We start from the raw sequence: 20559 nt of genomic DNA on the forward strand, positions 1-20559 counted from the left end.
TGATGCTGACTCTCACCGATATGTTCTGCGGTGCTGGCGGGTCCTCCACCGGGGCCACTGAGGTTCCGGGCGTCACCGTCAAAAGCGCCATGAACCACTGGCAGCTCGCCATCGACACCCACAACAGCAACCACCAGAACGCGGCGCACCTCTGCGCCGACGTCTCCCAAGTTGACCCCCGCTACGTCGCCAGCTCCGACATCCTCTGGGCTTCCCCGGAATGCACCAACCACTCCGTGGCGAAGGGCAAGAAGCGTGGCACCAATCAGCCCGACCTTTTCGGAGACAGCCTCCCCGATGAAGCTGCTGATCGGTCCCGCGCCACCATGTGGGACGTGCCGCGGTTCGCCGAGCACCACGGCTACAAGATCATCATCACGGAGAACGTCGTCGACGCGGCGAAGTGGATCATGTTCGACGCCTGGCTGATGGCCATGACGTCTCTCGGCTACGACCACCACATCGTCTACCTCAACAGCATGCACGCACAGTACGGCGGGCTCCCTGCCCCGCAGTCCCGCGACCGCATGTACGTCGTGTTCTGGCTGAAGGGCAACCGGCGCCCCGACTTCGACAAGTACTTCCGCCCGAGAGCGTATTGCAGCGGCTGCGACGCCGTCGTGAACGCGATGCAGGTCTTCAAGAAGGCCGAGCGCTGGGGACGGTACCGGGCGCAGTACAACTACCGCTGCCCGAACACCGTCTGCCGCAACCAGATCGTGGAGCCAGGCTGGCTACCCGCATCCAGCGCCATTGATTGGTCGATCATGGGTGAGCGGATCGGAGACCGTGCCCGCCCGCTCGCGCCGAAGACTCTCGCTCGCATCCAGGCCGGCCTACGGAAGTACCACGGCCGCGACATGCACCTAGAGGCCGCTGGCAACCAGTACGACTCCGCGGACCCGCGGCGCGGTGGCGACTACTTCCGAATCTGGCCCGACACTGATCCGCTGCGCACCCTGCATACCTCCCCAACGAAGGCCCTGCTTATGCGCAACAACACCGCGCGTGGGGACCAGGGGCAGATGAGCACGCCAGTCGACGAGGTCATGCGCACACTCACGACAGCCGGGCACCAGTCCCTACTCGTCCCTGTCGAAGGCCGCGAGGGTAAGCAGGCTGCCCGCACTGCTGAGGCAATGCGGACCATGACCACGCGCAACGAGACTGCCCTCCTGATGACGAACAACTGGGCAAACCGCATGCGCGAGGTGGGCAGCGAACTGCCAACCCTGACAACGGCCAACACGCAGGCACTGCTGATGTCTTACTACGGCAACGGCGGCATGAAATCCGTCGGGCACCCGATCGACACGCTGAGCACCCGGGACCGCTTCGCAATGATCACCACGCTGCGAGGCACCAACGCGCCAAAGGACGTCGCCGAGCCCTTGGACACCTTCGCAGCGAACGGCACACACCATGCCCTCACAGAGTGGAAGGTGCCGGACCTCGAGGACTGTCTGTTCCGAATGCTCGAGCCCCACGAGATCAAGCGCGGCATGGCGTTCCCTGCGGAGTACAAGATGCTCGGCAACAAGCGTGAGCAGGTCAAGATGTCCGGCAACGCTGTGACTCCGCCTGCAGCTCGCGACCTCATTGCCTGCGCGGCTGAGTCACTCGGAGTAGCGGCATGAAAAAGCTAGCTCTCATCGATTTCCCGGTGGAACAGGTTGCTCACGAAAAGCAGCAGCGCGAAGAACAGCGACCAGAACGCAATGGTCACCCACCAATCGGGCCCGGCGCCAGTGGGACTCCCGGTGGCCACCAGAATGCACTGAAAGGTCGCGACCAGGCTAGTCAGCACCGCCAGGACTCTGGTGAGAAAGCGCAGTCTACCCAGCCACCGCTTGAGTTGGCCCTTCGGCCCGCGAATCTCAATTGCGAGAGCAATGAGCAGCGTGGGGAAGATCTGAGCGAGCAGCTCAGCCGAGTCTTTCGTAACCGTGATCATCATGCGCTGAAGCCTATCCAGCACAGCGGAGCTGCCACGGCTCGCTCACGCCCAACAGGGCTGGTGCCCGCATGACTGAGGGCCTCGCCCCTGTCCCCGTGGTCGCAGCACCGCACCTGTGCGGCGGTCCTGGCTGCACCCTCTGCGAGTGGTCGAATCCGCCACTCGAACTTCCAGAGATTCCTCCAGCACTCGCACACCTCGCCCCTCGATCAGCCAAAGGAGACACCTGATGGCCAGCAAGGAACCGAAGCCGACGCCGATCGGCAGAGCCTGGGCGCACCACGGACTGGAAGGCGTCCCCAAGCTCAGGCTGCAGGGGCCCGCACTCATCGACGGCCGCAAGCACTACCTCTTCGCTTACGAGCTGGACGGCGAGCCCCGGCAGTACTCCATCCCCGCCGACGACTTCTGGTCTGCACAGCCGGCGCTCGCCGACCACGGCCGGATCCGCGTGGCCGACATGGTGCCCGGCGACGTCGTCTACCCGACGGGCTCCATGAGCCCACGCCTGCGGGTCATCGAAGTCATCAAGGACGACGGCGGACCATACGCCCGCAAGGTCATGGTCTACCACCGACTCGGTGAGCAGGTCAGCAAGACAGCAGTAGCTTCCGCCGGCACCCGCTGGGTGCTCCACGGAAAGGCAGCACGATGAGCAACACCGTAGTCGCGGTAATCGCCCTGGCATACCTGCTCGCGATCCTTGTGGTGGGTGCTACCAGCAGCCGTCTGGACCTCACCGAACCACCACCTCCACCGCCCAGCTCTCCACCACCACCAGCAACACCGCCAGCTGACGACATCCTGACCGTGTACATCGCCGGTCCCATGACGGGCCTTCCTGAGTTCAACTATCCGGCGTTCCATGCCGCTGAGATGCAGCTGCAGGCCGCCGGTTACCGCACCCTCAACCCGGCTCGGAATCCGAAGCAGTCCTCCTGGGAGGACTACATGCGGGTAGGGCTGCGCATGCTGCTGCGGGCCGATGCGATCGCACTCCTTCCCGGGTGGGAGAAGAGTCCTGGCGCGAACATCGAGAAGCAGCTCGCCTTCGACCTCGGCTTGGGAGCTGGGACGGTCGAGAACTGGATCACCATCTCCGAGAAGGTCGGCGCGCACCGAGTCGAGTCGCCGTACCGGGCGAGGCTGCAGCAATGAGCATCATCCTTTCCCCCGACTGCCGCGACTCCAACTGCCACAAGTGCGACGAAGCCGCGTGGGACGACGAGCTGGATGAGCCCGCGAATTGCGAGTGTGGGTGCCACGAGCAGGAGGAACGAGTGTTCCTATGCGGCACCGACACCGGCATCACCTACAAGCAGCTCATCGACGTCGGAAAGTGGCTTCAGGACCACGGCCCAATTGCCACACCTACCCCCACCGAACCCCGTGAGCGGGCGCTGCACCTGCGCAAGCACCGCAACACGGGCCCCGCGAAAGCCGTCCCAGGCGGTCGCCGGCAGTACGGGGGCACGCGGTGACGGCTGAGGACCTCGCCCGCGACATTCAGGCATGGCAGGACGCCCGGTGGCATATCACCTGCCCGGACCAGCCAGCCCGTTCCGCCGTAGATCTCGCGCAGCACCTCACCGCTGCCGGGTGGCGGCGGATCGAGTCCGAATCGAGGTCCGATGCGTGACCCGAACGTCTGCCCCTACTGCCCCTTCAGGCACCCCGTGTCCTCCCTCGTGCAGGACCACATCCGTAAGCAGCACTCACAGGAGAGCAAGCCATGACCACCGAGACATTCACCAATCGCAACACGAAACTCGTCACCATCGAGAAGCTAACGCATCACGGGGACGGAGCCACCCTGAAGATGAGCGACGGCTGGACCATGCTGTCCCCCGTCGACTCTGAGCACTTCGCTGAAGGCCAGGCGGTCGTTCGCGAGATGTTCGGCTTCAACTACATCGGCGGTCTCCGCCTCCCCGATTCTGAGGACTGGATCTTCCACCGTTCCGACGAGCACTTCGCAGCTATGGAGGCTGAGCGGAAGGAAAAGTGGGATCGGGAGAAACGGGAGCGCCTCGAGGAAAGCCGCGAGGACTGGCAGGAGCGCGAGGCCGCGCTCCCCGAATGGCTCCGCCGACGCCTGCAGCGCTTCCACGAAGCAGGAGGGAGGCAGTTTGAGCTGGAGGGCTGGGGCTACGAACTGATCATCTGCGAGCTTGCCGCCATCTACGCCCGCAACGGTGGCGCCGACGACGACGAGATCGACAAGTTCGCCAGCGTCAACGGCACCTCCGACTGTGCAAAGGCGCTCGCCGCACACCAGGACGAAGCAGCACTCATGCCGGCAGGGCTGTCCCCGCTGACAGGATCCGCGGACTACTCCGACCCCGAGCCGCTCCGGCGCGCACTGGACAAGCTGAAGACCAAGGCCGAGGATCTGACCGACGTCGAGCACAAGGACCTGACAAAGGCCCTCAACCCATTCCTCAGCAACTTCGTCGAGCTGCTGACATCGCTTGAGTCCGCGGTTGAAGGTGCCGCCGAGGCCATCGACTGGAATGACCTCGTCGCCCTCCTCGCGGAGGACGGCGATGACGATGACGAGCTGCTGCCGCTCCGGCCCTTCGGTCAAATGACGCCGGAGGAAGTGGACGCCTGGTCCATCAGCCACACCGCCGACACCATCGAGCAGCGTCACATCAGCGCCGCGCTGCCTCAGATGCTCCGCCGCATCGCCGACGACCTCGACCCCGAAGGCGCTGACCTCCGCCGCGAAGGCCGAGAGGCCCACCAGAACACGAAGGGAGCAAGCTCATGACCGAGGTCAAGCACTACCGGGCCCGGCCCACCCGCATTCAGGCCATCCAGCTGACGGAGCTGAACCTGCCCGAGGTTGAGACCTTCGCGGGTGGGAAGGCCCGTTTCGCGAAGCTTCCCGCCTCCGGCCGCGGACTTACCGACGGCGTCATCGTCACGAACGCGCACGACAACGTCAGCGCCCCGTGGGGTCACTATCTGGTGAAGGACTCCTTTGGCCGTCTGTCCACGCTCTCCCCGGGCATTCTTACTGCTCGCTACGAGGTCATCCCACCAAGGGCGGAGGCGCCACGAACATGATCATCGACGTCAATACCAACGACCTTCGGAAGGCCCTGCAGGCTGTCGTCCCGCACGTGCACTCGGATGAGGCGTTCGGCAGCATCTGCAACGTCCACTTCGACGTGACCGATGAGAACCTCTACGTACAGGCGACGAACACCGCATCCGCAGCCCTGGCCATCGCGAGCATCTGGGAGCACAGCGGCCTGACGGGCAGCGCACGGGAGGACTCCTTCGAGCTGTCCAGCACCACGGTGAAGGAGTTGCTGGCGATCTTCAAGGCCAGCAAGAACAACCCCGAGGACAGCATCGGTGACGCGCTCCGCCTCACCGTCACGGACGAGAACCTGCACTTCCTCGACGTCAGCGGGCTGTTCCCGGGTAAGGCCTTCACCATTCCGAACAGCGCCGCCGGCGGGGACTACCCGAACCTGCCCCGCATGTTCCTTGGCGCCCTCGCCTCGGACATCGACGTGCCGGCCCGCATCGTCACCAACGGCAAGCTCCTGCAGCTCTTCGCCCACGCGGCCTCTGCCTACAAGGAGGCGCTGACGATCGAGCCGACCGCTACGAAGACCAGGATGCTCATCTCCTGCGGTGAGTCCTTCCTCGGACTGCTGATGCCGATTAGGGCTGAGGACGGCGACGAGATCTCGAACGACCTGAACGAGTGGCGGACCGGCTGGCACAACCGTCTCCCCGACATCGCGCAGAACGAGTCCTTCACCACGGCGGCCCGCGACTGGCTCCGCTTCGGGTCCGGCTTCCACGGCCCGACCACAGTCACCGTCGAGGTACCGGAAACCACGACCGAGCCCGAGGACGAGCCCACGCAGACGCTGCACCTCGTCAAGCAGCCCGACGACAAGGGAGCTGAGGACGCCGACCTGCTCAAGCAGGCCGCTGAACTCGTCATCACCACGCAGTTCGGGTCCAGCTCCATGCTTCAGCGCAAGCTGCGCGTCGGCTTCGCGAAGGCAGCCCGCCTCATGGACCTCCTCGAATACCGCGGCATCGTCAGCCCGGCTGACGGAGCGAAGGCCCGAACAGTCCTCTACACCCCCGAGGGCCTCGGCGACGCTCTGGCCCACCTGGGTGGCGAAGACTGATGCCCGCGCCAATCCAGATCACCGAACGCCTCGCAGCGGCAGGCAAAGCCCTCCAGGCAGCATCACCAGCAGGCGCTCCCCCATACAAGGGCTACGAGCCCCGCTGGACGGGACGAGCCAACGCCACCCTCAAAGCAGCCGACACCAGCGACGCGACCCGCGGCATCCGCCGCGTCCTCGCCGACGACACCGTCATCGAACGCATCGCCCGAGCCATCAACCAAGACGGCGCCTACTGCGGCCAGTGCGACTGGGAAAGCGGCTGGGACGCCTGCGTTGACTGCCAACAAATCACCACCCGATACGCGCGCTCAGCGCTCGCCGTACTGACAGGAGCAGCACGATGATCCGGCACACGCAACAGATCGTTGGAGACCCGGAGCGCGGCGATGGGCACGACGCGGATGGCGTCCCCGGGGATTGCTGGAAGACCTGCATCGCGTCCGTCCTCGACCTGCCCCTCGCCGACGTGCCGCACTTCGCCGCCCTCGAGGGTGAAACCGAGTGGTGGCATGCCACCCAGCGCTTCATCAAGGAGCACCGCGGCCAGGACATGGAAATGCGCTGGTGGGCCGATCTTGAGAACGTGCTCGGCGAAGACGATTACCTCATCGCCACCGGCCCGAGTCCTCGAGGCGACTTCGAGCACGCCGTCGTCGCAAACCGGAGAGGCACCATCGTGCACGATCCGCACCCCAGCCGAGCCGGGCTCGAAGGGCTCCCAACCCAGTACTTCGCGATCGTGACCGTAGCCTCACGCGAGCAGGCCGGCGGATGAGCGGCAAGGTTGCGGCGACCTTCCATGGTGCCGAGCCGGATCCGCAGACGGCGCAGCAGCTAGCGGTTGCCAGGGCGTACGTGGCCCGGGTGAACGCGTGCCCGTACCAGCACACCCACACGAGCCTCTACTGCTCGAAGTGCGGGTGGTTCGCGGAAAGCCCGATCATGTGCCTCGTCGCCGAGGTCGACCGACTTACAGCCGGCGCCCCTGAGGGGCAGGAGCAGCGAGACCTCTCCAAACGATTCAGCGACGTCGAGCTGGCAGCCGAACTCTTCCGGCAGGTCTTCCAGGAAGCCGAATCAGAAGTCCGAGGCAGGAAGACCGGGGACCCGCGATGGATTCCGTTCCAACGCGAAGAATGCCTCCGCTCGATAGTCGTCGAACGCTTCGCCAGCCTCCCCCACCACGACGCCGCATAGCGGCACCACAACGAAGGAGACCACCATGTCCCGATTCTCAGGCAAGCAGTACCCCGGAGCCCTCAAAGACCTCCGCGCCAGCAAGCGCGAGGAAGCCAAAGCCCGACAGGCAGCGTCCCGACTGAAGACCCTCCAAGCCATGCAGCAGTTCGGCGAAGCAGCGAAGCAGCCCGGGCCCTTCCAAGCCCTCGTAGATGCCTTCGACTCGATCGCGAACGTCTTCACCAACAGCCGCGACACCACCCAGGACGACTACGCGCTCGCAGCAGACGCAGGCAGGAAGGCGCAGCAATGAGCCTCCAGGACGAGCTGCGCGCCGCAGCACACGAGTCCGAGGACTACAGCCTGCTCACCCGGGCAGCTGAGGCCTTGGACAGAACCGAAGCCGAGAAGGGCATTCACCGGGCGAGCGCGGAACGAGCTGCAGAACGAGTTCGCGCGCTCTTGGTCCTCCCCAACATGACCGACAGGGTGAATGGCGACCCCATGTTCATCCTTGGCTGGGAAGCCGCGTCCGAGGAAGTCCTCGCCCGGACGCCCGAGATCATGGCGGCATTAGAGGACGAGCCGCCGAGTACCAATTCGCGACCAGGCAGGAACGTGCCTGCGAGCGCCCTGGACGACATCCGAGCACGCGCCGAAGCAGCCACCGACGGACCATGGATCATCTTCCCCGGCTACGGTGCAGACAACGAAGCCATAATCTCGGTCATCCAGCCCGACGACCCAGGTGAGTGGGTGGCAGGCCTTGAGACCAACGACCAAGGCATCCTCGACGCGCTGTTCATCGCGCACGCCCGCACGGACGTTTCGAATCTGATCGCTGCACTCGACGCCGTGCAGGACCTGGCACGGGTGCGACAAAACCTCGGCTACAGCTTGGTTCCAGAAGAGATTCAGCATGCGATTGCGGAGGCCCTCGCGTGAGCCCGCACAGGATTCAGCGGAAGCGCACGAAGGGCTGGAGGAAGCCTGAGGGCGCCGTCTACGTCGGACGCGGCTCGCGCTGGGGCAATCCGTGGGTGCCGGGCAAGTTCATGCTCCTCACGGGCAAGCGCGCCGGCGAGTGGATCGACGAGAAGGACGCGGTTCGGATGTTCCGCAACACGCTGAAGATCGCCATCCAGGGCAAGCCAGAGGTCTGTGAAGCGCTCGCGGAACTGCGAGGCAAGGACCTCATGTGTTGGTGCCCGCCCGGCCGACCGTGTCATGCCGACGTCCTCCTCAAGTTCGCCAACGACGACAACACCATAACCGCCGCCTTCAAGGACAAGGCGACACCTGCCATCGCGCTCGCCGCTCCACCGAGTGAGAGGCAGGGCCCCTAAACCTCATGTCTTGGGTAAAAGGGTCCGACACCGCCGCATTCCACCCCATCGTTCTGCGAGCGCTGGAGTTTGATGAGGCTGATGATCGGACGGTCAATGAACTGTACGGGTTCGTGCAGCGGTGCGTGACTATGGCTGCGGCGCACGAGCAGGACTATCTGGTGACGCTGGGGACGGCGAAGTCGGTAGCTGGAATGTCTCGGTATCGGGTTATGACGGACCAGGCGGTCCGCGCTGGGTACATGAGCTGGGTGAAGGTCGAGGAGGAGGGTGTTGAGCGGGACGCGCTGAAGCTGGTCGAGGACGAGAACCTCTTCCACATGGTGTTGAAGTCTGAGCGGGAGTGGATGAACCAACGGAAGCGGGATGCCCGCAATCCGGAACTCACCATCCCGGCTCGGCTGCGGGACGGTGATCAGTGCCGGTACTGCGCGAATGTCGTGTACTTCGGTGATCGGAAGTCGGGCCGTGGCGGCACGTATGACCACGTTGTGCCCGGACAGGGCGAGCCATCGCTCGAGATGTTCGTCGTTGCTTGCCGGTCCTGTAACTCCTCCAAGAAGGACGACCAGAGCGGAAAGGCGTGGAAGCCACTGCCACCGCCGGCTGAACCGTACTACTCCGAGTCGACGGCCGCGTTCCTCGCGAAGAACGACGTCGTCGTCAAGCCATCCCCACGCAAGCCCTTCATCTCTGGACCGGTCAACGGACCACAGGCAACGGCAGAGCGACCCGTTGAGCAGCCATCAGTGGCAGCTCCGGTCGACCAGGCAACGGATACTTCCGGCCCGGTCCACGCTCGTCCGGCCTCACCGGACCACAGCAGCGATGAAGCCTCGCCATCCTTCCGGCAGATTCCGGCAGGACATCAGGCTGACGGAACTGGATTTGCTGGGACGGGTCAGGACGTGACGGGACGGGCTGTGAAGGGACAGGTCAGGCCGGGTGGTGATGGTGGGGCACTCAAGCATCCGCCCTCTCAATCCTCTGGCAATCGCAGACGTCGACCACGCAATAGGAAGAACCGATGACCACAGATAGGACTCTCATGCCTACTGCCTCTGATCACAGAACTACGACTGTCCTAGCTCTCTCCGAGAAGGACTTCCAATCCCGTGTCGTGCAGACCGCCAAGCTCCTCGGATGGATGACCTACCACACTCATGATTCCCGTCGGTCGGAGCCTGGCTTCCCTGACCTCGTCATGATCCACCGGGCGCGGGCAACCATCCTAGTGCGGGAACTGAAGACGATGAAGGGCAAGACGACTCTGCCTCAGCAGCAGTGGCTTGCCGCCTTCGCGTTGCTCGGTATCGATGCCGGCGTGTGGCGCCCGGACGGAATCCTCGATGGATCGATCATCACCGAGCTGAAGGGAGAGCCCGGTGCCGGGTCACGTTGAGGGCGAGTGCAAGTGCTGGGGATGCGTGCAGCGATGGACCGACGAGAAGCAGGAAGAAGCCGACCATGACGAACCACGACCTGAGCACCCAGAAGCTTGACCAGGCGATCTCCCTCCTCGTGAACGAGACACCCCACTCGATCGAGCAGGAGACACCAGACGGCGGGACGAAGACCAAGTGGGTGCGGGCTGACTCTTTGCTGAAGCAGCTGCGGAGGGCCAAGACCCCAGGCATGGAGGGTGGATCCGGTGGCAGCGGCGGCCGTCCCACCCCGCTCGCTCTCAACGCCTTCGACCTCTACCGCGAGATCGATGAGCAGGCAGGCTTCCTGTACTGGACCAATCGCGACACGAAACCGCTACGCTCATACGATCTTGAGGACCGGATCCAGTACTGGGCGGCACGGGCTCGTCTTGATCGGGAGAAGCTGGTCGAGGCCGAGAAGATCGTGCTCGGATGGAACCGGTCCATCGAGTCGCTCTTCAACCCGAGGAAGGTGATCCCGTTGGCCGGCACCTGTCCCGCATGCAAGAAGGCGTTTCACTTCATCGAGGACGACGGCGAGCGCACGAAGAAGACCGCGCTGCACATCAGCACTGACGATGCCGGCCCGTACGCAGAGTGCTCCATCTGCGGCAAGCACTGGCCCGGCTTCGACCTGATCGAACTCTCCGAGCAGATCAGCGCAGACAACCAGACGAAGGAAGGACGAGCGTGACCATTGTCGGCACCGAAACCTATGAGGCGCTCGCGGCGCTGCCCAAGTCCCACCGAGATTTCTTCCTAGCTAGGCAGGACACGAAGCTCGACAGACAAGCACCTCGAGCGACCGGCGTCAGCTCGACGTACTCACCCACTTCGCACTCGGGTGGGCACCTGAACCCGCCTACGGGTGCGGGCTTTACCCCGCTGACCGAAGCGACTTTGCGGCCTGTGAATACACCTACGACATGGCTCCCGCCGACCTGCGCCGGAAGATGCTTCCGCTGCTCGCCAAGTACCGGAAGCACCTTGAGAATAAGCCGGCGCCTTTCACGGGTCCGAACTACTCGGCCCACCCGGGCCAAGACCACGCGGACTGCTGCAAGTAGCCGGGAGGGGGGTACACAATGTGTACCCCCCTCCCATCAATCCCACCCGACCCTGATACCCGATCGGGAGTTTCCCGACACGGTGTGCAATGAATGCATGTCGAGCAGTTGTTAAACGTCCGGCATTGACGCTATCCTGAAGGGGCTTTGGAGAAGTGTCTTCAAATGCTGAGGCCCGGTGACCGCACATAGTTCCCGGGCCTCAGCTGTGCCATCAGCAATTCGCTATTCGGCAGGACATCCAATGCCAAGAGCTCCGAAGAAATGCGCGGACCACAAGTGCGAGACGCGAGTCGTCGGCAAGCGCTACTGTCCCGAGCACACGACGGTGAACTGGCAGCGCGAAGGCACACCGCGAACCGCGACGACTGAGCACAAGGCATGGCGATCGGCTGTACTCGCTCGAGACAAGGGCCAGTGCAAGATCCGCGGGCCGCGGTGCACCTACCGAGCGACCGAGGCCGACCACATCGTCGCCGAGGCATTTGGCGGCAAAACGACGCTGGATAACGGGCAGGCAGCCTGCTCGCCGTGCCACCGGGACAAGACTCAGCAGGAGGCGGCCAAAGGTCGCCGTCGGCTTCGATCTGACTACGATTTCGCAGTCGGATGAGACCCAGGGGCCTATCCCCCTCCCCCGCCCCGGAAGCTCTTACGGAGAGGTGCTGCAACTTTCTGTTTGTACGGGTCTGGGTATTTCTGGCACCAGCGGCCACGAAATGCCCGCATATCGCCTAATTCGCCCCGTCGGGTCATTCCACGCACCGGGAAAGGCTTATCGGTGCTCGCAGAGTCGCCTTTCCTGCATCCGCTTGATAGCGCGGATTATCCGTAACAAAAGAGTAGAATAGGGGCATGACGAAACGAGCGTGCGCGCATTGTTCATCCCCTCTGAATTTGCTTCGGAGTGACGCGCGCTTCTGTTCTGCGAAATGCAGGGTGTACGCAAACCGTGCCCCGATCCCAGTCGAGCTGAGGCGCCTAAATCGGTGGGTCCGGTGGGACCTGGTCGAGCGCCGCGGCCGCGCCGACAAGGTGCCGATGACACTCGCGGGCCGCCATGCGTCCTCGACGGACCCGGACGGACTACACCGCAGCGAAAGCGTCCCGCGTCGGCGTCGGGCTGGGGTTCGTCCTGAACGGCGACGGAGTGTCCTGCATTGACCTAGACGACTGCATGGTGGGCGGGAAACCGAACGCGCAGGCGCAGACGCTAATGAACCGATTCCCGGCCGCTTGGGTCGAGCTCTCACCCTCCGGCGCGGGGCTCCACCTTTGGGGCAGGGCGCCCGCCGGACCAGGGCGGCGAACCACCATCGATGGACTCAGCGTCGAGTTCTACTCCACCGGCCGGTACATCACCGTCACCGGACACACCGTCCGCGCCGGCGCTTTGAAGCAGGCCCTTGATCTCGCCCCGCTGCACCGCGACCTATCGCCTAGCCTGTGACCAACGCGGGAACTACTCGCTCATCGTCTTGAGTGTGGTCAAGCTTTCGACTTCGACTTGCCCAAGTAGAACGGCGTTCATCACAATCTCTCGCGCTTCGGCCCGCTTGGTTAGAGCCTTCCTCATCAGCGTATAAGCGCCCATGAGCGTGAGCACGGTTAGTGTGATCGCGATGAGACTGTACCCCTCGGTAACCAGACGCCAGTCGAGCACGCCCACTAGCAATAGGGCGGGTAACACCGGGCTTGCCCGAAACTCAGCTTCGCTCTGAGCCTTCTCAAACCTGTTATAGGAGGCCTCGTGCTTGTGTCCGAGCTGCACAGCGAGGAGATCCATGTCGGTCAGAATCTGACTATCAATCTTCCACCAAATCGCGTCTGTCAAAGCCTCGTTTCTCTCTGCGTATCCAAACTGATGATCAAGCTGTGCTGTGCTTATCCCCTTCTCCCGCATGGAGGCAAGGTTTGCGCGGTCCGAGGCTTCGATCTGTTCAGGCGCGATTTCAAGCGCGAGATAGGGCAAAGGCAGGTTCGCATTGCTGATCCGTCTCCTGATGAGTTCCTGCAGCCTGCCCCTAGCGTGGAGCGGATCGCTGCTTGTCGACCGGATTCGCAACAAACCTGCGAGTCGAAACGCCCGTTCGTCAAGCGACAAGATAATCCCCAGGAGGTAGGCGAGAAAGCTGAGAAGACCCACGGTGGGCAACGGACCGAGGTACTCCGCCAATCGTCGGAAATTGCCTGCTAAGCGATCATCTGGGGGCGTGTCCACGAGCGCATTCCCGAACATCAGCCAGAGCGCAAGCAACACGATCATGCCGCCCGTCAAAGAGGCCTTCATGTCGCGGAAATTTCCCAGGAAGCTCAGCACATCTATCTCCTTCGTAGAACCAGCTAGGCAAGAATAGTGCGCTGCATCCAAGGAACTCGTATCAGAGGTAGATCACTGACGGATTGCATGAGTGGAGGTGCCCGATGGCAGGACGTGGACCCGTCGGCAAGAATCCCTCCACCCGCTCCCGGCGGAACAAGGACCAGCAGGGCATGCGGGTCATCAGCATCACCCCGGACGAGCAGCCGAAGCTGCCGACGATCTACTTCACCGACGACGAGGGCAAGAAGAAGCGCTTCACGTGGCCGCTGGTCACGGTGCGCTGGTGGAAGATGTGGGGCGAGTCCCCGCTCGCCGCTGAGTTCACCGCCAACGACTGGTCGGAGCTGCTCGACACCGCCCTCCTGCATGCACGGGTGTGGTCCGGCGACTTCCGCTTCGCGTCCGAGCTCCGGCTGCGCGTCGCGAAGTTCGGGGCCACCCCGGAGGACCGCGCGCGACTGCGCATCATGTTCGCGCTCGCGGAAGAGGGCGAGACGCGCAACCAGGACCGCGGCCGGGATCACAGCCAGGCTGGCACCCCCGACGAGGGGCCCGACCCGAGACAGATCCTGAGGTCGGTGAACTAGCGTGGCGGTCCTGATTGTCCCCGAGCTGGATGATCAGCCATGGCCCACCCTCGGCCCTCAGCTGGTGTCCTTCATCGAGGACAGATGCGTCTTCGGGCCCGGCTCCCTCGCTGGCCGCCCGGCCGTCCTCGACCCCGAGAAGCGTGCGGCTCTCTACCGGCTCTACGAGGTGTACCCGGTGGGTCACCGTCTCGCTGGGCGCCGCCGATTCAAGCGAGGCGGCATCGAGTGGCGGAAGGGACTCGCCAAGACCGAGTTCGCGGCTTGGGTGTCCTTTGCTGAGCTTCATCCCGAAGCGCCGGCTCGCTGCGACGGCTTCGACGCCTACGGCCGACCGGTCGGACGCCCGGTGATGTTCCCCTACATCCCCATGATGGCCACCAGCGAGGAGCAGGTATCCGAGCTGGCCTACGGCGTCCTCAAGTACGTCGTTGAGGAAGGCCCCGACGCGGACCTCTTCGACTCCGGACTCGACCGCATCATCCGCCTGGGCGCTCGCGGCCAGAACGAGGGTCAGGTCGTCCCGGTATCGAACGCTCCGAACTCCCGCGACGGTGCGCTGACCACGTTCCAGTGCTTCGACGAGCCGCACCGCCTGTACCTACCGAACCAGAAGAACGCCCACGAGACGATGACAGCGAACCTCGAGAAGAGGGTGCTGGAAGACCCGTGGTCGCTCTACACATCGACGGCGGGCCAGCCTGGGCAGAACTCCATCCAGGAGGACCTGCGCAAGGAAGCGGACGACATCGACAAGGGCCTCATCGAGGACCCGCAGATGTTCTTCTTCGCCCGGTGGGCTGGTCCGGAGCACAAGGACCTCACGACGCTCGACCTGCGTGTGGCGGCTATCTCGGAGGCGACCGGCCCGATCGGAGAGTACGGGCCCGGCCAGTTTGAGTCCATCGCCCGGCAGTGGGACCGCAAGGGCGCCGACAAGTCCTACCTCGAGCGGGTGTGGCTGAACCGCTGGCAGAAGTCAGCAGCGCAGGCCTTCGACCTCGACAAGTGGGGCACGCTCGCGCGGCCTGACCAGACAATTCCCAACGGCGCGTTCGTGACGATCGGCTTCGACGGCGCACGATTCCGCGACGCCACCGCGTTCGTGGTCACCGACATCGAGACCGGCCTGCAGATGGGCGGCAAGGACCTCCTGTGGGAGCAGGATCCGAAGGTCGAGGACTGGGAAGTCGACGAGGACGAAGTCACCGCGAAGCTCGAGGAGCTGATGAAGCGGTTCAACGTCTGGAAGCTCTACGGCGACCCGCCGCACTGGACCGAGACGATGGGCTCTTGGTCTGCGAAGTACCCGGACCAGGTCGAAGAGTGGTGGACGGCGCGGAAGACCCCGATGTCCTACGCGGTGCGAGCCTTCACCGAAGCCATCGACGCCGGAATCCTCACCCATACCGGGGCCGAGGACTACACCCGGCACATCGGCAACGCTGGCCGCCGCGACCTACGCATCCTCGACGACCAAGGGCAACCGCTCTGGACGCTCGGGAAGATCGAGCTCGACCGCAAGTTCGACCAAGCGATGGCAGGAGTCCTCTCGTGGAAAGCCTGCCTGGACGCCCGCAAGAGCGGCGCCAAACCGCGCCGCAAGAAGCGCTCTGTGATCCGCCGACTTCGCTAGGAGGTGCCCTGTGACCATCGACATCGAAACCCCGAATAGCCCCGGCTGGTGGCTCGCGAAGTTGGACAAGAAGCGCACGGGACGCCTGAAGCGCCTCAACCTGCTGCACAGCTACCACATCGGGGATCCGCCCCTGCCGACCAACGTCGAGACCGCTCGGGAGTCGTTCCGCGAGTTCCTCAAGACCGCCCGCACGAACTACGCCGACGTCCTCGTAGGGTCGGTGGCCGAGCGCATCACCGTCCGAGACATCCGCACCGCCCTCAGCGGCGAGGAGGTCGACGACGAGGCGCAGCGCATCTGGAAGGAACACGGCCTCGACGTCGAGTTCGCTGACGTCATGGAGAACATGCTGGCGCTCGGCGACAGCTTCATGATGGTCGGCAGGGACTCGGAGTCCGACGAGCTGATCGTCACGGGTGAGGATCCTCGCCAGGTCGTCACCATCCACAACCCGGTGAAGCAGTCGGAGATCCGCGCCGCGTCCAAGACGTTTCACGACCCGGACGAGGGCAAGGACTACATCTTCCTCTTCATCAAGGGCCAGTGGGACGAAGAGGCCAACGCCTTCGGCCCGGCGATGCGCTACGTCGCGTCGCGGAAGTCGAAGGGAAGCCCCCGCGGCCCGCTGTTCAGCAAGAGCGCGTGGTCCTGGGACGAGGACTTCGGTGGGGCGGGGGGAGAGCCGCTCCCCCACAGCCTCGTTCCTGTCGTCCGATTCCGGAACCGCCGCGGCGTCGGCGAGTTCGAGCCTCACCTGGACCTGCTGAATCGCATCAACGACACCGTGTACCAGCGCATGGTCATCACCCTGTACCAGGCGTTCAAGCAGCGCGTGGTGCACATGGACGAAGACGAGGACGACGAGGACGAGGGAGGCAACGGATCGGGTGCTGAGAAGCTGACACTCGATGATGTCCTGACGTCCGATCCCGGGTCGTGGATTCAGCTCCCGAAGGACGCCACCATCTGGGAGTCCACTCAGGCCGACCTCAACGGGATCCTGTCCGCCATTAAGGACGACGTGAAGCAGCTCGCGGCGGTCACCCGCCGGCCGCTGTCGATCCTCGCCCCGGACAACCAGTCCGCGACGGGAGCGTCCTTCACACGCGAGGGTCTGACCTTCGCGACTGAGGACAAGATGACCCGCGCGGCCCAGGCACTGCGGGACCTGTTCTACCTGATCTTCCTCACTCTCGAGGACACGGAGCGGGCGAACCGGTCGAAGATCATCATCGGATGGATGCCCACCGAGCGGCACTCGCTCTCGGACATGTACTCCGCCGTCGCACAGGCGCAGGGCTCGCTTGCCAAGAAGACGATCTGGCGCGAGATCCTGCAGAAGACGCCCGAGGAGATCCGCCAGCTCTCCTCGGAGCTGGCGGACGAGATGCTGCTCGCGGAGGACCTCAATGCTCCCGCAAACACGGCTTGACGCGAACTACCGGCGCCAGGTCGGCGACGTACGGGCCCGGGTCCTTGCCTACGCCGAACGACAGTGGGGAGGGCTCGGGTCCTACCGTGACGCGGACTACGAGATGCTCGTCGCCCAACTGGTGCCGCGGGTCGAGGCCGGGCAGCAGCGGATTGCGGACCTCACGGACGCGTACATCCGGCAGGTGTCCGAGCTCGAGCTGAAGCAGGCTGTGCGGACGGGCAGCGCGATCACCGCGACCACGATCGCGCTCCGCGGCGTCGACGCGGAAACCGTCTACCAGCGGCCGTTCAACACCGTCTACACGAAACTCGGCGAGGGAAAATCGCTCACCGCAGCAGCCGCCGCCGGCGGCGCGCGCCTGACCGACATCGTCGGCACCGGCCTGCAACTCTCTAAGGCCCACGCGGCCCGCGACACCATGAGCCGAGGCAGGTTCTCCGCCCACCGGAGGGTTCTCACCGGCCGCGAGAACTGCGCGCTGTGCGTCATCGCCTCGACCCAGCGCTATACGACCGGGAACCTGATGCCGATCCATCCCGGCTGCGACTGCGACACCAAGCCCTACGCCGGACCGGATGAGCACGTTATCGACCCGGACCTGTTGGAGCAGACACAAGCCGCCGTCGAGCAGGAGTTCGGCGACAGCGACCGCGACGCCAGGATCCTCGACGGCCGCAACGAACGCTCCGACTACCTCGACCTCATCGTCGCAAACCAGCACTCCGAGATCGGACCCATCATCGGCTGGCGCTCGCAGCACTTCGCCGGACCCGAGGTCTTCACCTAGAGAATTCCGCGCGGCGCTCGCCCGTGGCGGATGCCCCGCCATGGGGCGCACCACTACCCCGTCATGGGAGGAAACAGCATGCTCACGAACACCCTGCAGCCCCACGGGCTGAACCTGCACGAGCCCGGCGCTCTGGCCAAGCTCTTCGAGTTCCGTCGCCTCACCTTCGGAAACGCCCGCATGGACGAGAACGGAGGCGGCAAGGACGGCGGAGACAACGGCGACGGGCCCAAGTCTGGCGACGGTGACGCCTCAGCCAACGGCTACCCGGCCAATACGTCCGTCAAGGACATGAAACCGGAAGAGCAGGCCGCCTACTGGCGCAGCGCCGCACGCAAGCACGAGGACCGGGTCAAGGCCTACGGGGACCTCACCCCCGAGCAGGCACGCCAGCTCAAGCAGGACATCGAGGCCAACCGGACCAAGAACCTGCCCGACCAGGAACGCGCCATCGAAGCGGCCAAGGAAGCGGGCCGGAACGAGTACCGCTCCGTCCTCGGTCAGGAACGCGCCCGGAACGCCTTCGAGAAGGCGCTCGCAGGTCGCACCGTGGAGCCGGGCGCCATGCTCGGCCTCAACATCGGTGAGTTCATTGACGGCGATAAGGCCAAGACCGATGACATCAAGAAGTGGGTCACGGAGAACTCCTCGGAGTCCTCGAAGCAGGAAAAGCAGCGCTTCCCCCACACGGGGCAGGGCCGTCGTGAGCAGGCATCATCCACGCCCGGCGACGCAGGTCGGGCAGAAGCGGCACGCCGCTTCAAGAAAAAGGACTAACCACTCCCATGAAAGGACCGGATCATGACTGAATTCGGAGTCATCACCACCACCCACCAGGCCGAGGACCGTTCGTGGCTCGTCGGCCCGCACGGCACCGATCCCGGCACCACGCCGTCGATCACCCTCGACCTCTCGCAGTTCCAGGACCGCCACAAGCCGAACGGAACGGTGCCCTCCGGCATCGTGCTCGGCAAGGTCACGGCCACCGAGCTGTTCGTCCCCTACGACGGGGCTGCCACCGATGGCCGTGAGACGGCGCGCTGCATCCTCTTCGGATCGCTGCCCGCCCGTCCGGGGGGCGCCCGCGTCGGCGGCGCCGGCCTCGTGCACGGCTTCATCAACCCCGACCGGCTGCCCCTCAAGGACGGCACCGGCTCCCTGGACGACGCAGCACGCGCCGACCTCGCCCTCATCCACACCGGACTCTAGGAGTACCTCATGGCCATTTTCTACGACGCTCCGGTCCCTCCGGTCGACCTCACGGTCTTCGTCCGCGAAGTCCCTGTCCCCGCGAACCTCGCGTTCCTGAACGCATTCCCCCGCCGCGACCTCGACACCAACACCGTCGACTTCGCCGAGGTCCTCCGCACCAACCGCGCCGCCAAGTTCCGCACCTTCGACGGCGCCATCACCGTCTCCCAGCGCGACGGCGGCTCCGACAAGCGCGTCCCGCTGATCCCGCTCTCGACCTCGCTCAGCCAGGGCGAGTACGAGCGGCTGAAGCTCGAGTTCGCGCGCACCGGTGGCACCCGCTCCGAGGCGCTCGCGAACGCCACCTACAACGACGGCGAGCAGCTGACCCGCGAGGTTCAGAACCGCCTCGAACTCGCCTGGGGCGATCTGCTGACCGACGGCAAGATCACCATCAACGAGAACGGCGTCAACGGCGAGTACGACTTCGGCGTACCCGCCAACCACATCGTCGACGCGGCCATCCTCTGGTCGAGCACCGAGGCGGCCCTCGCGCTCGACGACATGATCGCCTGGAACGACGAGTACCGTCGCACCAACGGCACCCGGCCCGGCGAGCAGCGAACCACGGAGGGCGTCCTGCGCCTCCTGCAGCGTAACCGCCAGATCATCAACGCCGTGCACGGCGCTCAGACGGGCAAGACGCGCGTCACCTACAACGAGCTCAACGACCTGATGGACTCGGAGAACCTTGCTCCGGTCGTGCTTCAGGACGTCGCCCGCTTCGATGTCGACGGCGTCGTCACCCCGGTCATCCCTGATGACCGCGTGATGCTCACCCCGGCTGACCTCAGCGAGCTCGGATACACCGCGTACGGCGTCTCCGCGACCGCTCTCGAGCTCGTCAACTCGGAGAAGGCCGACTTCGCCTTCGAGAACGCTTCCGGCATCGTCGGCGTCACCGAGAAGGTCGGTCCCCCGTACCGCGAATTCACCTTCGTGGACGCCACCGCCCTGCCGATCCTCACGGACGCCAAGCGGCTCTTCGTCGCAAAGGTACGCAACCCGTGACCGGCAAGCTGAACACCTTCGTGTTCGTGCACCGCGACGGTGAGTCCAAGGCCTTTGGGCCGGGTGACACCGTCCCGGAGTGGGCCGCTGAGCTCATCACCAACCCCGACGTCTGGGCAACTCCCCCGAAGAAAGCCCAGGAGCCCGACTCCGGTGGTGGCGACGGCGGAGACGATCAAAGCGGCGCCGGCACGGGCGCGGACGACCAGAGCGGCGCACAGGGCTCCTCCGAGGTGCCCATTCCGCCCAAGGGCGGCAAGGGCTCCAGTGCCACAGCCTGGGCCGCCTACGCCGCTTCCAAGGGCTTCGAGGTCGACGAGGACGCCAAGGCATCCGAGATCATCGACTCGCTCGCCGAAGCCGGCATCCCCACCGAGTAACTGA

Annotated in this window: 29 protein-coding genes; 27 read left to right on the plus strand and 2 right to left on the minus strand. The window is 64.7% G+C overall.

The window, feature by feature from the left end:
- Positions 1 to 2: 2 nt before the first annotated feature.
- A complete protein-coding gene (locus AC1MFI_RS14975; RefSeq protein WP_479817848.1) occupies positions 3 to 1637 on the plus strand; it encodes a DNA cytosine methyltransferase in 1635 nt (544 codons plus the stop codon).
- Positions 1638 to 1642: 5 nt separating this feature from the next.
- On the opposite strand, the gene AC1MFI_RS14980 is transcribed toward AC1MFI_RS14975, so the two are convergent.
- Positions 1643 to 1957, minus strand: a complete 315-nt coding sequence (locus tag AC1MFI_RS14980; RefSeq protein WP_479817849.1) for a hypothetical protein — start codon at positions 1955 to 1957, stop codon at positions 1643 to 1645.
- A 229-nt stretch (positions 1958 to 2186) separates the two neighbouring features.
- Between AC1MFI_RS14980 and AC1MFI_RS14985 the strand changes: the two genes are divergently transcribed.
- The 18 genes from AC1MFI_RS14985 (at position 2187) to AC1MFI_RS15070 (ending at position 12592) form a co-directional block, all read left to right on the plus strand.
- Positions 2187 to 2612, plus strand: coding sequence for a hypothetical protein (locus AC1MFI_RS14985; RefSeq protein ID WP_479817851.1), 426 nt, complete (start codon positions 2187 to 2189; stop codon positions 2610 to 2612).
- Positions 2609 to 3115 (plus strand): DUF4406 domain-containing protein, encoded by a 507-nt coding sequence (locus AC1MFI_RS14990; RefSeq protein WP_479817852.1) that lies wholly within the window; start codon positions 2609 to 2611, stop codon positions 3113 to 3115. The genes AC1MFI_RS14985 and AC1MFI_RS14990 overlap by 4 nt, the downstream gene beginning before the upstream one ends.
- A complete protein-coding gene (locus tag AC1MFI_RS14995) occupies positions 3112 to 3438 on the plus strand; it encodes a hypothetical protein (RefSeq protein WP_479817853.1) in 327 nt (108 codons plus the stop codon). Before AC1MFI_RS14990 ends, AC1MFI_RS14995 begins: the two co-directional genes overlap by 4 nt.
- Positions 3435 to 3596 (plus strand): hypothetical protein, encoded by a 162-nt coding sequence (locus tag AC1MFI_RS15000; protein ID WP_479817854.1) that lies wholly within the window; start codon positions 3435 to 3437, stop codon positions 3594 to 3596. The genes AC1MFI_RS14995 and AC1MFI_RS15000 overlap by 4 nt, the downstream gene beginning before the upstream one ends.
- Positions 3597 to 3689: 93 nt before the next feature.
- On the plus strand, positions 3690 to 4730 hold the full coding sequence (locus AC1MFI_RS15005) for a hypothetical protein (protein ID WP_479817856.1): 1041 nt from the start codon (positions 3690 to 3692) through the stop codon (positions 4728 to 4730).
- A complete protein-coding gene (locus AC1MFI_RS15010; RefSeq protein WP_479817857.1) occupies positions 4727 to 5029 on the plus strand; it encodes a hypothetical protein in 303 nt (100 codons plus the stop codon). The genes AC1MFI_RS15005 and AC1MFI_RS15010 overlap by 4 nt, the downstream gene beginning before the upstream one ends.
- Positions 5026 to 6120, plus strand: a complete 1095-nt coding sequence (locus AC1MFI_RS15015) for a DNA translocase FtsK (RefSeq protein ID WP_479817858.1) — start codon at positions 5026 to 5028, stop codon at positions 6118 to 6120. The genes AC1MFI_RS15010 and AC1MFI_RS15015 overlap by 4 nt, the downstream gene beginning before the upstream one ends.
- Positions 6120 to 6467: a hypothetical protein gene (locus AC1MFI_RS15020; RefSeq protein WP_479817859.1), complete on the plus strand. Its 348-nt coding sequence runs from the start codon at positions 6120 to 6122 to the stop codon at positions 6465 to 6467. The genes AC1MFI_RS15015 and AC1MFI_RS15020 overlap by 1 nt, the downstream gene beginning before the upstream one ends.
- The gene (locus AC1MFI_RS15025; RefSeq protein ID WP_479817860.1) at positions 6464 to 6898 is read left to right on the plus strand and encodes a hypothetical protein; all 435 of its coding nucleotides are present in this window, start codon (positions 6464 to 6466) and stop codon (positions 6896 to 6898) included. Before AC1MFI_RS15020 ends, AC1MFI_RS15025 begins: the two co-directional genes overlap by 4 nt.
- Complete coding sequence (locus AC1MFI_RS15030; protein WP_479817861.1) at positions 6895 to 7320, plus strand: hypothetical protein; 426 nt, start codon at positions 6895 to 6897, stop codon at positions 7318 to 7320. Before AC1MFI_RS15025 ends, AC1MFI_RS15030 begins: the two co-directional genes overlap by 4 nt.
- A 25-nt stretch (positions 7321 to 7345) precedes the next feature.
- Positions 7346 to 7615, plus strand: a complete 270-nt coding sequence (locus tag AC1MFI_RS15035) for a hypothetical protein (protein ID WP_479817862.1) — start codon at positions 7346 to 7348, stop codon at positions 7613 to 7615.
- A complete protein-coding gene (locus AC1MFI_RS15040) occupies positions 7612 to 8247 on the plus strand; it encodes a hypothetical protein (protein WP_479817863.1) in 636 nt (211 codons plus the stop codon). The genes AC1MFI_RS15035 and AC1MFI_RS15040 overlap by 4 nt, the downstream gene beginning before the upstream one ends.
- Positions 8244 to 8648: a DUF4326 domain-containing protein gene (locus tag AC1MFI_RS15045; RefSeq protein WP_479817864.1), complete on the plus strand. Its 405-nt coding sequence runs from the start codon at positions 8244 to 8246 to the stop codon at positions 8646 to 8648. Before AC1MFI_RS15040 ends, AC1MFI_RS15045 begins: the two co-directional genes overlap by 4 nt.
- A 5-nt stretch (positions 8649 to 8653) precedes the next feature.
- Positions 8654 to 9679 carry an HNH endonuclease gene (locus AC1MFI_RS15050; RefSeq protein ID WP_479817865.1) on the plus strand — a complete coding sequence of 342 codons (1026 nt, stop codon included), beginning with the start codon at positions 8654 to 8656 and terminating at the stop codon, positions 9677 to 9679.
- Positions 9676 to 10050 (plus strand): VRR-NUC domain-containing protein, encoded by a 375-nt coding sequence (locus AC1MFI_RS15055; RefSeq protein ID WP_479817866.1) that lies wholly within the window; start codon positions 9676 to 9678, stop codon positions 10048 to 10050. The genes AC1MFI_RS15050 and AC1MFI_RS15055 overlap by 4 nt, the downstream gene beginning before the upstream one ends.
- 65 nt (positions 10051 to 10115) lie before the next feature.
- Positions 10116 to 10769, plus strand: a complete 654-nt coding sequence (locus AC1MFI_RS15060) for a DUF7341 domain-containing protein (protein WP_479817867.1) — start codon at positions 10116 to 10118, stop codon at positions 10767 to 10769.
- Positions 10770 to 11386: 617 nt separating this feature from the next.
- Positions 11387 to 11755 (plus strand): HNH endonuclease, encoded by a 369-nt coding sequence (locus tag AC1MFI_RS15065; protein WP_479817868.1) that lies wholly within the window; start codon positions 11387 to 11389, stop codon positions 11753 to 11755.
- 603 nt (positions 11756 to 12358) lie between these two features.
- Positions 12359 to 12592 carry a hypothetical protein gene (locus AC1MFI_RS15070; RefSeq protein ID WP_479817869.1) on the plus strand — a complete coding sequence of 78 codons (234 nt, stop codon included), beginning with the start codon at positions 12359 to 12361 and terminating at the stop codon, positions 12590 to 12592.
- Between the two features lie 12 nt (positions 12593 to 12604).
- On the opposite strand, the gene AC1MFI_RS15075 is transcribed toward AC1MFI_RS15070, so the two are convergent.
- Positions 12605 to 13462 (minus strand): hypothetical protein, encoded by an 858-nt coding sequence (locus AC1MFI_RS15075; RefSeq protein WP_479817870.1) that lies wholly within the window; start codon positions 13460 to 13462, stop codon positions 12605 to 12607.
- 104 nt (positions 13463 to 13566) lie between these two features.
- On the opposite strand from AC1MFI_RS15075, the gene AC1MFI_RS15080 reads away from it, so the two are divergent.
- From AC1MFI_RS15080 to AC1MFI_RS15115, 8 genes are all read left to right on the plus strand, one after another.
- Positions 13567 to 14052 carry a phage terminase small subunit gene (locus AC1MFI_RS15080; RefSeq protein ID WP_479817872.1) on the plus strand — a complete coding sequence of 162 codons (486 nt, stop codon included), beginning with the start codon at positions 13567 to 13569 and terminating at the stop codon, positions 14050 to 14052.
- Between the two features lies 1 nt (position 14053).
- Positions 14054 to 15688: a hypothetical protein gene (locus AC1MFI_RS15085; protein WP_479817873.1), complete on the plus strand. Its 1635-nt coding sequence runs from the start codon at positions 14054 to 14056 to the stop codon at positions 15686 to 15688.
- Between the two features lie 10 nt (positions 15689 to 15698).
- Entirely contained in the window at positions 15699 to 17123 is a 1425-nt protein-coding gene (locus tag AC1MFI_RS15090; protein WP_479817875.1) for a phage portal protein, read from the plus strand.
- On the plus strand, positions 17101 to 17913 hold the full coding sequence (locus AC1MFI_RS15095) for a hypothetical protein (RefSeq protein ID WP_479817877.1): 813 nt from the start codon (positions 17101 to 17103) through the stop codon (positions 17911 to 17913). The genes AC1MFI_RS15090 and AC1MFI_RS15095 overlap by 23 nt, the downstream gene beginning before the upstream one ends.
- 78 nt (positions 17914 to 17991) lie before the next feature.
- Positions 17992 to 18690, plus strand: a complete 699-nt coding sequence (locus tag AC1MFI_RS15100; protein ID WP_479817878.1) for a hypothetical protein — start codon at positions 17992 to 17994, stop codon at positions 18688 to 18690.
- Between the two features lie 24 nt (positions 18691 to 18714).
- Positions 18715 to 19122, plus strand: a complete 408-nt coding sequence (locus tag AC1MFI_RS15105; RefSeq protein WP_479817879.1) for a head decoration protein — start codon at positions 18715 to 18717, stop codon at positions 19120 to 19122.
- Between the two features lie 9 nt (positions 19123 to 19131).
- Entirely contained in the window at positions 19132 to 20175 is a 1044-nt protein-coding gene (locus tag AC1MFI_RS15110) for a major capsid protein (RefSeq protein WP_479817880.1), read from the plus strand.
- Positions 20172 to 20555, plus strand: a complete 384-nt coding sequence (locus AC1MFI_RS15115; protein WP_479817881.1) for a hypothetical protein — start codon at positions 20172 to 20174, stop codon at positions 20553 to 20555. The genes AC1MFI_RS15110 and AC1MFI_RS15115 overlap by 4 nt, the downstream gene beginning before the upstream one ends.
- The last annotated feature ends 4 nt before the right edge of the window (positions 20556 to 20559 follow it).

The organism is Arthrobacter sp. BC5, from assembly GCF_056680255.1.

Excerpts from the sequence above, each read along its gene's own strand:
- AC1MFI_RS15030 (WP_479817861.1), top strand. The coding sequence starts at position 6,895 with ATGAGCGGCAAGGTTGCGGCGACCTTCCATGGTGCCGAGCCGGATCCG.
- AC1MFI_RS15010 (WP_479817857.1), top strand. The coding sequence starts at position 4,727 with ATGACCGAGGTCAAGCACTACCGGGCCCGGCCCACCCGCATTCAGGCC.
- AC1MFI_RS15040 (WP_479817863.1), top strand. The coding sequence starts at position 7,612 with ATGAGCCTCCAGGACGAGCTGCGCGCCGCAGCACACGAGTCCGAGGAC.
- AC1MFI_RS14985 (WP_479817851.1), top strand. The coding sequence starts at position 2,187 with ATGGCCAGCAAGGAACCGAAGCCGACGCCGATCGGCAGAGCCTGGGCG.
- AC1MFI_RS15025 (WP_479817860.1), top strand. The coding sequence starts at position 6,464 with ATGATCCGGCACACGCAACAGATCGTTGGAGACCCGGAGCGCGGCGAT.
- AC1MFI_RS15015 (WP_479817858.1), top strand. The coding sequence starts at position 5,026 with ATGATCATCGACGTCAATACCAACGACCTTCGGAAGGCCCTGCAGGCT.
- AC1MFI_RS15100 (WP_479817878.1), top strand. The coding sequence starts at position 17,992 with ATGCTCACGAACACCCTGCAGCCCCACGGGCTGAACCTGCACGAGCCC.
- AC1MFI_RS15035 (WP_479817862.1), top strand. The coding sequence starts at position 7,346 with ATGTCCCGATTCTCAGGCAAGCAGTACCCCGGAGCCCTCAAAGACCTC.
- AC1MFI_RS15095 (WP_479817877.1), top strand. The coding sequence starts at position 17,101 with ATGCTCCCGCAAACACGGCTTGACGCGAACTACCGGCGCCAGGTCGGC.
- AC1MFI_RS15020 (WP_479817859.1), top strand. The coding sequence starts at position 6,120 with ATGCCCGCGCCAATCCAGATCACCGAACGCCTCGCAGCGGCAGGCAAA.
- AC1MFI_RS15055 (WP_479817866.1), top strand. The coding sequence starts at position 9,676 with ATGACCACAGATAGGACTCTCATGCCTACTGCCTCTGATCACAGAACT.
- AC1MFI_RS14980 (WP_479817849.1), bottom strand. The coding sequence starts at position 1,957 with ATGATGATCACGGTTACGAAAGACTCGGCTGAGCTGCTCGCTCAGATC.
- AC1MFI_RS15065 (WP_479817868.1), top strand. The coding sequence starts at position 11,387 with ATGCCAAGAGCTCCGAAGAAATGCGCGGACCACAAGTGCGAGACGCGA.
- AC1MFI_RS15110 (WP_479817880.1), top strand. The coding sequence starts at position 19,132 with ATGGCCATTTTCTACGACGCTCCGGTCCCTCCGGTCGACCTCACGGTC.
- AC1MFI_RS14975 (WP_479817848.1), top strand. The coding sequence starts at position 3 with ATGCTGACTCTCACCGATATGTTCTGCGGTGCTGGCGGGTCCTCCACC.
- AC1MFI_RS15005 (WP_479817856.1), top strand. The coding sequence starts at position 3,690 with ATGACCACCGAGACATTCACCAATCGCAACACGAAACTCGTCACCATC.
- AC1MFI_RS15070 (WP_479817869.1), top strand. The coding sequence starts at position 12,359 with ATGAACCGATTCCCGGCCGCTTGGGTCGAGCTCTCACCCTCCGGCGCG.
- AC1MFI_RS14995 (WP_479817853.1), top strand. The coding sequence starts at position 3,112 with ATGAGCATCATCCTTTCCCCCGACTGCCGCGACTCCAACTGCCACAAG.
- AC1MFI_RS15105 (WP_479817879.1), top strand. The coding sequence starts at position 18,715 with ATGACTGAATTCGGAGTCATCACCACCACCCACCAGGCCGAGGACCGT.
- AC1MFI_RS15050 (WP_479817865.1), top strand. The coding sequence starts at position 8,654 with ATGTCTTGGGTAAAAGGGTCCGACACCGCCGCATTCCACCCCATCGTT.
- AC1MFI_RS14990 (WP_479817852.1), top strand. The coding sequence starts at position 2,609 with ATGAGCAACACCGTAGTCGCGGTAATCGCCCTGGCATACCTGCTCGCG.
- AC1MFI_RS15060 (WP_479817867.1), top strand. The coding sequence starts at position 10,116 with ATGACGAACCACGACCTGAGCACCCAGAAGCTTGACCAGGCGATCTCC.
- AC1MFI_RS15080 (WP_479817872.1), top strand. The coding sequence starts at position 13,567 with ATGGCAGGACGTGGACCCGTCGGCAAGAATCCCTCCACCCGCTCCCGG.